This is a genomic window from Dokdonia sp. LLG6352-1, from assembly GCF_045055815.1.
GTDB classification, from domain to species: domain Bacteria; phylum Bacteroidota; class Bacteroidia; order Flavobacteriales; family Flavobacteriaceae; genus Dokdonia; species Dokdonia donghaensis.
In genome coordinates this window covers 2,139,407-2,153,011 of the sequence record NZ_CP159329.1, presented here as the reverse complement: position 1 = coordinate 2,153,011, position 13,605 = coordinate 2,139,407, and the positions used below count along the sequence as shown (strand labels likewise).

General features: G+C 35.6%; 13 protein-coding genes. 12 read left to right on the top strand and 1 reads right to left on the bottom strand.

Annotated elements, in window-relative coordinates:
• Positions 1-392 precede the first annotated feature (392 nt).
• From ABVM49_RS09695 to ABVM49_RS09640, 12 genes are all read left to right on the top strand, one after another.
• Entirely contained in the window at positions 393-1,031 is a 639-nt protein-coding gene (locus ABVM49_RS09695; RefSeq protein ID WP_405201677.1) for a hypothetical protein, read from the top strand.
• Positions 1,032-1,752: 721 nt separating this feature from the next.
• Complete coding sequence (locus ABVM49_RS09690; protein WP_365336435.1) at positions 1,753-2,133, top strand: hypothetical protein; 381 nt, start codon at positions 1,753-1,755, stop codon at positions 2,131-2,133.
• A gap of 803 nt (positions 2,134-2,936) precedes the next feature.
• Positions 2,937-3,353, top strand: coding sequence for an SMI1/KNR4 family protein (locus tag ABVM49_RS09685; RefSeq protein ID WP_405201676.1), 417 nt, complete (start codon positions 2,937-2,939; stop codon positions 3,351-3,353).
• A 55-nt stretch (positions 3,354-3,408) separates the two neighbouring features.
• Entirely contained in the window at positions 3,409-4,089 is a 681-nt protein-coding gene (locus tag ABVM49_RS09680) for a hypothetical protein (RefSeq protein ID WP_405201675.1), read from the top strand.
• Between the two features lie 677 nt (positions 4,090-4,766).
• Entirely contained in the window at positions 4,767-5,222 is a 456-nt protein-coding gene (locus tag ABVM49_RS09675; protein WP_405201673.1) for a DUF2750 domain-containing protein, read from the top strand.
• A gap of 644 nt (positions 5,223-5,866) precedes the next feature.
• A complete protein-coding gene (locus tag ABVM49_RS09670) occupies positions 5,867-6,118 on the top strand; it encodes a type II toxin-antitoxin system ParD family antitoxin (RefSeq protein ID WP_405203672.1) in 252 nt (83 codons plus the stop codon).
• Complete coding sequence (locus ABVM49_RS09665; protein WP_179314848.1) at positions 6,111-6,410, top strand: type II toxin-antitoxin system RelE/ParE family toxin; 300 nt, start codon at positions 6,111-6,113, stop codon at positions 6,408-6,410. Before ABVM49_RS09670 ends, ABVM49_RS09665 begins: the two co-directional genes overlap by 8 nt.
• Before the next feature lie 748 nt (positions 6,411-7,158).
• Positions 7,159-9,192, top strand: a complete 2,034-nt coding sequence (locus tag ABVM49_RS09660; RefSeq protein ID WP_405201672.1) for a glycosyl hydrolase family 95 catalytic domain-containing protein — start codon at positions 7,159-7,161, stop codon at positions 9,190-9,192.
• A 647-nt stretch (positions 9,193-9,839) separates the two neighbouring features.
• Positions 9,840-10,079: a type II toxin-antitoxin system ParD family antitoxin gene (locus ABVM49_RS09655; protein ID WP_405201671.1), complete on the top strand. Its 240-nt coding sequence runs from the start codon at positions 9,840-9,842 to the stop codon at positions 10,077-10,079.
• Positions 10,072-10,359 (top strand): type II toxin-antitoxin system RelE/ParE family toxin, encoded by a 288-nt coding sequence (locus ABVM49_RS09650; RefSeq protein ID WP_084063132.1) that lies wholly within the window; start codon positions 10,072-10,074, stop codon positions 10,357-10,359. The genes ABVM49_RS09655 and ABVM49_RS09650 overlap by 8 nt, the downstream gene beginning before the upstream one ends.
• 481 nt (positions 10,360-10,840) lie before the next feature.
• Entirely contained in the window at positions 10,841-11,299 is a 459-nt protein-coding gene (locus tag ABVM49_RS09645; protein WP_405201670.1) for a hypothetical protein, read from the top strand.
• 118 nt (positions 11,300-11,417) lie between these two features.
• Positions 11,418-11,990 carry a hypothetical protein gene (locus ABVM49_RS09640; protein ID WP_405201669.1) on the top strand — a complete coding sequence of 191 codons (573 nt, stop codon included), beginning with the start codon at positions 11,418-11,420 and terminating at the stop codon, positions 11,988-11,990.
• Positions 11,991-12,370: 380 nt separating this feature from the next.
• On the opposite strand, the gene ABVM49_RS09635 is transcribed toward ABVM49_RS09640, so the two are convergent.
• Positions 12,371-13,393, bottom strand: coding sequence for a YaaC family protein (locus tag ABVM49_RS09635; protein WP_405201668.1), 1,023 nt, complete (start codon positions 13,391-13,393; stop codon positions 12,371-12,373).
• Positions 13,394-13,605: the final 212 nt, after the last annotated feature.

Genomic DNA, 13,605 nt, shown 5'->3' with positions numbered 1-13,605 from the left:
TGGTTATTACCGCAATCGTATGGCTACGCTTCAAAATCGGTTTAAGAGCGATTGTATGAGCTATAATCAAGGATTTGGTACAGGTAGATCATAGAGCAAATCTGCTAGGATTTTAAAGCTCCCACCCTACTCAATCAGCCGCCACAGGCCACTACTCAAAAATGCCTAAAGGTTGCAAATCTCAATTATAGAAAGCTCAGACGTAGTTGCAACCAGCCACAACTATTACATAACGCGAATACGACATTTTTGAAAGCTCTATGCGCGGCGACAGATTCACAAATAAGTGTATATTTAGACAATCAATTAAAAAACAAATAAATACAGGCTATCCAGCAAAATGCCGCACTCGCTTTATGTAGTGGCCTGTTGTGCGTCATTTAAGAAAAACTGTGAGATACAAGAAAATCAGAGGTTTAAAAAGAAAGGTAGCTAATATTCAGAATTGGGTAAATGGATATTCGGAATTGAATATTGGACATCTGACTGAACACAAATATGAATATGCAAAAGTATATGTTGACCCTTGGGACAATTTGACTTTGACAGACAGCCAAATTCCTGAACCAAAAGGAAAAGCTAAAAAAGAAATTATAAACGGACTTGAAAAAATCTATGACAGTTGGAAAACTGAATTGGAAAAACTAAACAAACCGTATTATTTAAAAATTTGGCTTTACGAACCAAGGATTTCAAAATCTCAAGTGGTCTGTGCAATTGATGACAAAATTGAGTATTACGAAAACATATTTGAAAAAGCGGATTTTAAAGAAAATAGCTCATCATTTACCAATCAAATAAGTTCTGATTTTAGTTGGCAACCGAATATTGACGAAGAGCCTTATTGGGAAAGTGATTTGCTTTGGCCTATTGACCAATACGAACGAATTGAAGACAGTTATTCGGACAGAAGACTTTTGACCAAATTGAAAAAAGGGAATTATAAGAATAAAGAAATTGACAGCCCAAACGGAAATAAAGACACGATATATTTCTTGCCAAAAGGTAAAATTTGGGATGGAGAAAAATAAAAACGAACGCACAACAATGTATAAAAATAATTGCTAGATTAGTGCTCAAACAAAGGTAGTTGCGCGTTTGCTACATCTGATTTTCCTGCGGAAAATCCTCGCACGCAAACCCGCAACTATTCTTATACGAGACCGTGGCGGCTGATTGCCCAAGGGCTCGCAGTTCACGATAAAATAAGCTACACAAAAGGTAGTTCCATACTTGGTGATTACCGCAATCGTATGGCTACGCTTCAAAATCGGTTTAAGAGCGATTGTAAGAGCAAAAAATCAAGGTTCTGGTACAGATAGATCATAGAGCAAACCCGCTAGGATTTTAAAGCTCCCACCCTACTCAATCAGCCGCCACCTTATGCCTTCCTCTCGGTCGTTCCTCACTCGTCGGAGGCAGGACTCAAAAATGCCTAGGGCATACATCTTAATTATAGAAAGCTCACACGTAGTTGCAAGAGTGCATTCCTCTCGGTCGTTCCTTCCTCGTCGGAGGCAAGAACTATTACATAACGCGAATTTATGCCTTCCTCTCGCTACGCTCGTCGGAGGCAGGTTTGAAAGCTCTATGCGCGGCGACTAATCCAAAATTCATTGTATATTTAGATCAAACAAATCAAGACCACAAAGTAAAGCAAACCAGCAATCCCGATAGCTATCGGGAGCCGCACTCGCTTTATGTAGTGGCCTGTTGGCTACAATTTGAAAATTAGCATAATTATAAAAAACATTGGAATATTTTAAACCTAAATATTTTGAAACATACAATCAAAAAACCATCTATGAATATTTGGGAATAAAGCATTTCAAAAAATATTTGATTACTGATGGAGATTTAGTTAGAAAATGGAGAAACGTAAAGCAGATTAATTTAAATCGAAACAGTAGAATATTAGAATTACAGAAAGCAGAAAAGGAAACAAGAAAATATGAAATAATACACTTGATTTTCATTTTGGTTAGTGTACTGATTGTTGTTTTTAAGTATGACCAGTTATCGGTCGTACAATGGATATTGATAATTGCAATTAATTTATATGCAAATGTTTACCCAATATTTCTGCAACGATATAACAGAATTAGAATATTGAGAATTTTAGAAAAAAAATAAAAGTGTTAGTGGAACTAAAGCGGAATTGAATATTAAAACCTAAAATCAAAACAAAATTCTAAACCGAACTAAAAATAAATTGGAACGGAACTGAAAAAAATGAATAAAAAAACTGTAGCCAACAATGTATAACCGCAATTACGGCGGATTCGACTACGTCCGAATCCACTCGGAATTGCTAAAGCCAGTTCTAAACTGAAAATTAACGCATACAAACCCGTAACTGACGGTTATACGAAACCGTGGCGGCTGATTGCCCAAGGGCTCGCAGTTCCCGATAAAATTAGCTTCACAAAAGGCAGTTGCATACTTGGTAATTACCGCAATCGTATGGCTACGCTTCAAAATCGGTTTAAGAGTGGTTGTAAGAGCAATAATCAAGGATCTGGCACAGATGGATCATAGAGCAAAACTGCTAGGATTTTAAAGCTCCCACCCTACTCAATCAGCCGCCACCTTGTGCCTTCCTCTCGGTCGTTCCTTCCTCGTCGGAGGCAGGACTCAAAAATGCCTAGGGCATACATCTCAATTATAGAAAGCTCACACGTAGTTGCAAGTGTGCATTCCTCTCGGTCGTCCCTCACTCGTCGGATGCGAGAACTATTACATAACGCGAATTTATGCCTTCCTCTCGCTACGCTCGTCGGAGGCAGGTTTGAAAGCTCTATGCGCGGCGACAGATTCACAAATAAGTGTATATTTAAACAATCAATTAAAAAACAAATAAATACAGGCTAACCAGCAAAATGCCGCACTCGCTTTATGTAGTGGCCTGTTGTGTGTAATTTAATGCACCCAAAATTATGACTTTAAAAGAAATTTTCCCAAAAGCTACTTATTCTGAACCAAAGTTTTTTTTAATTCCCCAAATCGAAATGGAACTAGAATTGAAAATGCCCCAAAAACTCAAAAAGCTTTATCTGGAAACTGACGGATTTAGAGAAAATATTGGCAATTCTAAATATCTTTTTTCACTCAAAGATGATGATGGAATAGGCTCTTTACTCAGTACCACCAAATTTTTTCACAATGAAAAAATCTTTCCAGATATTCATAAATATATTTTTTTTGGTAGTTCAAGTGCAGGTGAATATTGGGCAATAAATACACAAAATTCTACAGTTATCTCTTATCATTATAGTATGGGAAATGAATTTGAAAAGTTGGATAACGATATTGTTGAACTCTATAAAAAGGACTATAGCTTATATAATTTATAAATGTCTAAAAAACTAGACACAACAATGTTTGAGTATAATATAAGAAACACAAATTATGTCAATATTCAAGATTTTTTTTGGAAGAAATAAAAACTTTGATTTTAATAAAGATATTAAAACTGTTGAAAAAGAAAAGCTCTTACCAAATAGTAAAGCTCACGGATTCCCAATTCATAGAAGATATCGAGAAAAAATAGTCAACAAAATAGTTGAGATAGATGCAAAGGAATTCGTTGGTTCATTTTTAGAATGTCATTTTATAGATTGTAAAATAAAAATTCGTTGCTCTGCCAAGTATACCTATGTCTTAACAAACAAATGCATATTCGAAAATTGTCTTATTTGGGCACATACAAAACAAATTGGCGGTAATTGGAATCCTAAATTTAAAAATTGCTCATTCAAAGGACGTTTTGAATTAAGGTTTGAGAATAAATTATTCAATTGTGACTTTTCTCAAGCCAAAATAAGTTCAGTTGGTCTACTTGAAAATAATACTCTAGATGAAATTACTGGAGTGAATTATCCTATTGTTGCTATATCAGATTTAAAAAACAATTTGCAAGAATTAGATAAAATTGAAACACCTGACACTTTTAAAGACATTATTTGGGCGAGTAAGAGATTTTCTGGACTATTAATTATAAATATCGAAGAATTTACATCTGAACCAAATAAATTATGGAATTCAATGAAACACTTGGAATTCATAAAAACTACACACAACATTGTATAAAAATAATAGCGCATTAATCGCTAAAATGAAAGTAAGTAAATATAAAAAAGGTCTGTGTTTAAGCGAAAAGTTAGTGCGTGAAAATCCGCTACTATTCTTATACTAGACCGTGGCGGCTGATTGCCCAAGGGCTCGCAGTTCACGACAAAATAAGCTTCACAAAAGGCAGTTGCATACTTGGTGATTACCGCAATCGTATGGTTACGCTTCAAAATAGGTTTAAGAGCGATTGTAAGAGCTATAATCAAGGATCTGGCACAAATAGATCATAGAGCAAATCTCCTAGGATTTTAAAGCTCCCACCCTACTCAATCAGCCGCCACCTTGTGCCTTCCTCTCGGTCGTTCCTTCCTCGTCGGAGGCAGGACTCAAAAATGCCTAGGGCATACATCTCAATTATAGAAAGCTCAAACGTAGTTGCAAGAGTGCATTCCTCTCGCTCGTCCCTCTCTCGTCGGATGCAAGAACTATTACATAACGCGAATTTATGCCTTCCTCTCGCTACGCTCGTCGGAGGCAGGTTTGAAAGCTCTATGCGCGGCGCACAAATTCAAAATTCATTGTATATTTAGTCCAAACAAATCAAGACCACAAAGTAAAGCAAACCAGCAATCCCGATGGCTATCGGGAGCCGCACTCGCTTTATGTAGTGGCCTGTTACCTGCAAGCTAAAAACTATGTTCCAAAATCATATAACAGTTAAAAATCGACATAAGAAGTTTATAACAACAGTATGTGAGACTGAAATTGTTTACGGATTGAAAAACAAAGATGGATTTGCAACATCAAGTTCAGTTCATTATGATGACGAAAATGGAGAACCTGTTAGAATGATTTGCTTTTGGGCTGAAAAGGCAAGGGTAAAGTCTTGTATAAAAGACGGATGGAAAAACTATGACCCAATTGAAATTCCACTATCTGAATTTATGGAAAACTGGTGTGTTGGAATGGAAAATGACGGACTTTTAATTGGAACTCAATTTGACAAAAATATGTTCGGATTTGAAGCAGAGCCTTTGGAATTAATAATAGACCTATCTACTGAATTAAAATCAATCAGAAAGGAATTGAATTTTAGAAAGTATAACGGAATAAATGACTTGGAAAATCAAGTTAAAGAAGTAATCGAATGAAAAAAAGCCAGCAGGTAACAATGTATAACCGCAATTACGGCGGATTCAACTACGTCCGAATCCATCCATAATTGCTAAGGCGTGTCCTAAGCCGAAAAACATTAACTTTAATCCCGTAACTTCGGTTATACTTAACGTGGCGGCTGATTGCCCAAGGGCTCGCAGTTCACGACAAAATAAGCTACTCAAAAGGCAGTTGTTTACTTGGTTATTCCTGCAATTGTATGGCTACGCTTCAAAATCGGTTTAAGAGCCATTGTAAGGGCAATAATCAAGGATTTGGTACAGGTAGATCATAGAGCAAATCTGCTAGGATTTTAAAGCTCCCACCCTACTCAATCAGCCGCCACAGGCCACTACTCAAAAATGCCTAAAGGTTGCAAATCTCAATTATAGAAAGCTCAGACGTAGTTGCAACCAGCCACAACTATTACATAACGCGAATACGACATTTTTGAAAGCTCTATGCGCGGCGACAGATTCACAAATAAGTGTATATTTAGACAATCAATTAAAAAACAAATAAATACAGGCTATCCAGCAAAATGCCGCACTCGCTTTATGTAGTGGCCTGTTGTGTGCAATTTGAGGCAAATTTTGCTATTATACCAATTTTTGGTATATTTGAGCTAAATTTGTATCAAATGAACAAAAACACATCAATATCACTCGGAAATTATTTCGACCAATTCGTGCAAAGCCGAATTAGTGAAGGAAGATTTAAAAACGTCAGTGAAGTAATTCGTGCTGGATTGAGACTTTTAGAGGAAGAAGAAAGTAAAGTAATTGCTTTGAAAACTGCAATACAAGAAGGAATTGACAGCGGAATAGCTCACGATTTTGAACCAAAAAAGCATCTTGAATCTCTAAAAGCGAAAAAGCACTCGAATGGCTGAATATAAGTTGACGAACAAAGCAGTTGAGGATTTATCAAAGATTTGGGATTATACCTTTGAGGTTTGGTCGGAAAAACAAGCTGACAAATATTACGATGGACTAATTTCTGATTGTCAAGAAATTGCAGAAAATCCTCATTTAGGAAAAAACTACGAAGGAATATCAAAACAACTTCTCGGAATTAAGGTAAATCGACATATAATTTTTTACAGAACTCTGAATGAAAATTATGTAGAGATAACAAGAATACTGCACGAAAGAATGGACTTAAAGAAAAGAATAGCGGAATAAAAAACTGCACACAACACCGTATAAAAATAATTCCGGTTTAGTGCTTAATCAAAGGTCGTTGCGTGTTTGTAACGTCTAATTTTCCTTCGGAAAATCCTCGCATACAAACCACGCAACAAACCATATACAAACACGTGGCGGCTGATTGCCCAAGGGCTCGCAGTTCACGACAAAATAAGCTTCACAAAAGGCAGTTGCATACTTGGTGATTACCGCAGTCGTATGGCTACGCTTCAAAATCGGTTTAAGAGTGATTGTAAGAGCTATAATCAAGGTTCTGGCACAGATGGATCATAGAGCAAATCTGCTAGGATTTTAAAGCTCCCACTCTACTCAATCAGCCGCCACCTTGTGCCTTCCTCTCGGTCGTTCCTTCCTCGTCGGAGGCAGGACTCAAAAATGCCTAGGGCATATATCTTAATTATAGAAAGCTCACACGTAGTTGCAAGTGTGCATTCCTCTCGGTCGTCCCTCTCTCGTCAGATGCAAGAACTATTACATAACGCGAATTTATACCTTATTATAAATCTCATCCAGCATCATTCTCTAAGTCGCTAACTCCTTCGTCGATGATGAGAGAGGCAGGTTTGAAAGCTCTATGCGCGGCGCACAAATCCAAAATTCATTGTATATTTAGTCCAAACAAATCAAGACCACAAAGTAAAGCAAACCAGCAATCCCGATGGCTATCGGGAGCCGCACTCGCTTTATGTAGTGGCCTGTTGGCATTCATTAAAAAAACATAGAAATGAAAAAAACATTTTTACTAATATTAGTAATTTCAAGTTTAAGCTTAACTGCTCAAAATGATGGTTGGCATATAAGCACAAATGATAAATCAGATTATACAGGAATTGCTATTGCAAATGGCAGAATTGGAATGCTATCATCTTCAAAACCTCTACAAATACAGCACATTGTACTAAACAATGTTTATGATGTTGACCCCACCCTAAAAGTAAGTCAAATTCTTCACGGTATGAATTTTGGAAACCTTGATATGTACATTGATGGTGAAAAAATCACAGAAGACAATATTAACAATTGGCAGCAAACAATGGATATTAAAAATGCTGCCCTAACTACAAGTTTTGACTATAAAGACAAGGCAAAAATTTCTTGCACAATCTACGCACTTCGTAATTTGCAATTTACTGGATATATAGATATTGGTGTTGAGGCTGTAACAGAAATTGATTTAACGGTTACGGGAAAAATACAAATCCCTAAAGAATATCAGACTCCTACAAATACATTTCAAATATTAAAAGATGTAGAGACAACAATGCCCATTTTACAATCTGTTGCAAAAAGTCCATTTGGCAAGCATCTTGTAAGCACATCTGGAACTTTCATTTGGCATAACATAAACTCTTCACGAGAAAACCAAAGACCAGAATTAAAGCATAAGATTATATCTGAAAATGAAAACACATTATCATTTGATTATAAAATCAAGAAAAATCAAAATCTAGATTTTGCTTGGACTGGTGCTCAATGCACTACTAAAAATTTTTCTGACCCAAAATCAGAATCTGAAAGAATGGTAATTTTTAACTTACTAAACTCTAAGGACGTTCTTTTAACTCAACATAAATCACAATGGAATAAATTATGGCAAGGGGATATAATTATTGAGGGCGATTTACAATCTCAACAAGATGTGCGATTAGCATTATATCATTTATACGCATTTGGTCGGGGAGATTCTGACCTAAGCATTGCCCCAATGGGCCTTTCACTACAAACACCTTACAATGGACATATATTTTGGGATACAGAACTGTGGATGTTCCCACCTCTGCTAATGCTAAATCAGGATATTGCACGTTCTTTAGTTAATTATCGTTCAGACCGTTTAGAGCCTGCAAAAAACAGAGCTATAAATTACGGTTACCAAGGAGCAATGTTTCCTTGGGAAAGTGATGATACTGGAGAAGAGGCTACACCACCTTTCGCACTTACAGGTCCATTTGAACACCATATAACAGCTGATATTGGAATAGCCTTTTGGAACTATTATCGTGTTACTCAAGATAAAAAATGGCTATCTGAAAAAGGATTTCCTTTAATGAAAGAAGTAGCGGATTTTTGGGTAAGCCGTGTAACCGTTAATAATGATGGTAGTTACTCAATTAATAATGTTGTTGGTGCAAATGAATTTGCACCTAATGTAAATGATAACGCTTTTACTAATGGTGCTGCAATTACTGCTTTAAAATTTGCAACCAAAGCCGCAAATGAAATTGGTATTTCACCAAATCCAGAATGGCAATTGGTATCTGAAAAAATTAAAATCCTAAAACTTAAAGATGGTACAACCAAAGAACACGAAGATTATGATGGAGAAATCATTAAACAAGCAGATGTAAACCTACTTTCTTTTCCTTTAAATATTGTAAATGACAAAGAGACTATAATCAAAGATTTGAAATATTACGAACCAAAATTATCAAAAGAAGGACCTGCAATGGGTAAATCTATTTTTTCAATATTATATGCAAAACAAGGAGATGTAGATAATGCATACAGGCTTTTTAAGGAAAGCTACGTGCCCAATCAACAAGCTCCTTTTGGTGCATTATCAGAAGTGGCAAATTCTAACTTTTCATATTTTGCTACTGGTGCTGGAGGTATGCTACAAAGTGTACTGTTTGGTTTTGGTGGACTGGAATTTACCGATAATGGAATTATTCAAAAAGACCCAATCCTTCCAAAAGAGTGGAAATCCTTAACCATAAAAGGTGTAGGAGTTGATAATAAAACTTATAGAATTGACTGATGATTTAATCAATGAATGTAGAAAAACGAAATGCCAACAATGGCTATAAGTAATTACTTGTTCTCGCCTACTTCTGAAAATCCTCGCGGATTTTCAGTTTGGTATGTACTTGCAAAGTTAAGTGCTAACCCACGCAACTACTAATAGCCGAAACCGTGGCGGCTGATTGCACAAGGGCTCGCAGTTCACGATAAATTAAGCTACACAAAAGGCAGTTGCATACTTGGTGATTACCGCAGTCGTATGGCTACGCTTCAAAATCGGTTTAAGAGTGATTGTAAGAGCTATAATCAAGGTTCTGGCACAGATGGATCATAGAGCAAATCTGCTAGGATTTTAAAGCTCCCACTCTACTCAATCAGCCGCCACCTTGTGCCTTCCTCTCGGTCGTTCCTTCCTCGTCGGATGCAAGAACTATTATATAACGCGAATTTATGCCTTCCTCTCGCTACGCTCGTCGGAGGCAGGTTTGAAAGCTCTATGCGCGGCGACAGATTCACAAATAAGTGTATATTTAAACAATCAATTAATAAACAAAAAATACAGGCTATCCAGCAAAATGCCGCACTCGCTTTATGTAGTGGCCTGTTGTGTGTAATTTGTAATTGATTCGTATTTGGTGTATATTTACATCAAACAATTAAATTATGGCAAGACAAAGCATATCATTTACAAAGCCAAACGATGAATGGTTGAAAACTCAAGTAGATAAAAAAGAGTATTCAAGTAAAAGTGAACTCGTAAACGACTTAATTAGACAAGCTCGAAAACAACAAGTTGAAATTAACTGGATTCGTGCTAAATTGGAGAAAGCCGAAAATAGCGGATTTACAAGTGAAAGTAAAAATGAAATTTTAGAGCAATCAAAGTCTTTACTTAATGACTAAATATAGATTAAGCAATGAGGCAAAAAACGACTTGATACGGATTCATCATTACGGTGTGAAAAAATTTGGAATGACTCAAGCGGACAAATACTTTGAATCATTTTTTAAATATTTCGAAATAATTGCCCAAAGACCTTTTTCATTTGAATCAGTTGATTATATAAAAAAAGACTACAGACGCTGTGTTTGTGGAGTTGATAGCATTTATTTTAAAGTAAATGAGGATATTGTAGAAATAATGGCAATTGTTGGAAGACAAGATTTGAATGAAAAACTGTAACTTGAATTAATAAAAACTGTTGCCAAAAATGGCTATAAGTAATTGCTTGTTCTCGCCTACTTACGAAAATCCTCGCGGATTTTCTATCGGTGATTTATTTGCTAACTTTAGTGCTTAAACACGCAACTTTCTATATACAAACACGTACCGGCTGATTACCAAAAGCCTCGCAGTTCACGATAAAATAAGCCACACAAAAGGCAGTTGCATACTTGGTAATTCCTGCAATTGTATGGCTACGCTTCAAAATCGGTTTAAGAGCGATTGTAAGAGCTATGATCAAGGTTCTTTACCCCTATCTTAATTACTAACTCTTATAGTAGAGCCTTCCTGATTTTACGCTTTCGCGAAAGCGTCAACTTTCTCAAATACTCGTATATTTAGAAAATCAATTAAAAAACAATCAACAGAGCCACTCCATCAATCCCGATAGCTATCGGGAGCCGCACTCGCTTTACCTACTGGCCTGTAACAAGTAATTATGAAAAAATACATCTGTATATTAATGGCAGTTATCGGCTGGAGTTGTTCATCTTCAAAGGATGTGATTATAGAACCAAAGTATTCTGATTTTAAAATAGTAAATACACCAGTAGTCGTGGAAAACGATACAATTTATGTAAACGAACTTCGATTTTACGAAATGGAATCAGCAACAGATGCAAAGAAACTAATGCGTCAGAATTATGGTAAATGGAGCGAAAAGCTAAGTGGATTACATCACCAAATTATTAAAAGAATTGTTTGGCAGGATGTAAAGCTCATAGACGGAAATGATAAAACCTTTACTGTAGTAACTGACGGAACTGAATCGATGTATGATTATTTTACTTGCCTAATCGTTTTTGATTCTGAAAAGAAGGATTGCTTTAAAGATGGACACCCTTATAAAGAGGAATTAATTAATTTATTTACCGACAAAATGGATAAAATTAAATAGGCCCTCTTTGTGTCAATAATTTAGAAGAATCAATTAAAAATTAAAACCTATAATCCCGATAGCTATCGGGAGCCGCACTCGCTTTATGTAGTGGCCTGTTTTAAAACATTTAAAAACAATGAAACAATTACTATATTTAATATTACTAATTGTAATTTCCTGCTCGAGCACATCTCAATTGCCAAGACCTGAAATACAATCCGAAATTCCAGTCTCCAAATTGAATTCAAATGGAATTGCCGCCATTAATCCAAACTATAAAAACTCATATTTTAGACTCTTACCTTACTTGTTTTTTAATGAAAGTAGCACTTTTAATGAAATTCAAGGTGATTTTTACAATGTAAAATTCAAGGCCAATTCTAACTTAAATATAATGCCGGGATTTTGGAGTGAATATGGAAATTACAAAAATTCTTTAATAGTTCTAATCGCAATGAGTGAGACATCAACCTTACCGATTAAAGATATACCCATTTCTGTTGAATCAAGTAAGAATGGAGCTTTTAAACAGGAGAAATTGATTGGAAATAATCAAATCAATAAATCACAGCAGCGAGTTTTATTTGTAAAAAAACTGGAATTAGAAAATCGATTTGATGTTTTAAATAAAATTAATGATGACGTAATATCTGTTAAGATTGGAGAACAGATTTATACATTCTTAAACCCTGAAATTAAACTTGATTAAAACGTTTTACAGCAAAACCTAAACGCAGTGCGGTCTTTAAGGCAAAACCGAAAGGTTTGAGTTTATTAATGAAGTTGCTATATCTTATAAATTTAGCTTCGTGCGCAGACGGAAATAAAAAGGTTTGCTTGTCACCGAACTAATCATAGCCGAGACCGGTGCCTTCCTCTCGGTAGTTCCTCTCTCATCTGATGCAAGAACTATTACATAACGCGTCCCGAAGTGCATCGGGATTTGAAAGCGCTATGTGCGGCGACAGATTCACAAATAAGTGTATATTTAGAAAATCAATTAAAAAAACAATCGACAGAGCCACACCATCAATCCCTATAGCCATAGCGAGCCGCACTCGCTTTATGTAGTGGTCTGTTGTACCCAATTTAATTAGACTCTTTGGTCAAATCAAAAATTAGTTCAATTACAAGTTCCGGGAAAGCTTGCTCAATATATCCAAGAAGACGATTAATAGTCGGCCAATAATCATCACCTGAACCACCATTAATTAGTTGTGTCCACTGCGTTGGATAATACCTTACCAACATTCCTAAATAATAAGATGACAAAAATGTTATTCCAAGTTGAGAATAACAAACATCAGGTTCAAAAGGTTTACTTAGGTAAAGAGAAGGTATGGAACCAAATGTCTTTTGAACATAAGAATGAACAAACTGAGGTGAATTAGATTCAAAGTTTTCAGATTCAGACTTTATTGTAGTCCAATCTCCTGCTTCTAAAACTTCATAGCCATTTTCACTAAACCAATCTTTAAATGGTTTTAAACTACTTGTTCGAACTTTACAATTGAAACCTGCTTCAGTTGAAAATGTCATTCCATTAATGTTTGTATAAAGAGCGTCTTCAGAAAGCTGATTAAAACCTTGTTGCAAATCTGGTAATCTAGAAAGTAATTGGGAAAAAGTAATTATATGATCTTGAGGTGGTTTAGAATAATTTAACTTCCAATCAATTCCAGAAGATCTAACATGACAGTTCATTATATTATCTGTTTCCTTAATAAAATCTGTAAAAAGCCCAGAAGTTGTTTTCACCTTTAAATTACCTATCTTTTTAAGTGAAGTATTCAAATCTCCAGATAATTCATTTGACCAATCCTCTGTCGTTATTCCGTGACCTGCTGTAAGACGTTCTTCTCCTCCTCGCTTTTTCATTATTAATGTTAAAGAACGACTTAAGCTTGATACACCATAAAAAACTAACAATGGTCTTACTGAAAAACTTGATAAGCTTGCATTTCTAAAATATTCACGAGCTTGTTTGGCAGAGGAATTTATTTCTTTGGCTCTTTTGGTATTCAATTCATTACCGTGAATTTTTAAAAACATCTTTTTTACTACTTCTTGACTTTCTAGAGAAAGAAGTTGCTGCCATACTTCGATATTCATATTAATATTTTTAGTAAAGTTACTTTCTTAATAATGAAAAACAAAACTGGGTACAACAATGGATATAATCCATTGCTAGTACTAGCCTACTTACGAAAATCCTCGTGGATTTTCAGTTTGGTGTGAACTTGCAAAGTTTAGTACTAAACCACGCAACGAGCCATATAAAAGACCGTGCCGGCTGATTGCCGAAGGGCTTGCAGTTCACGATA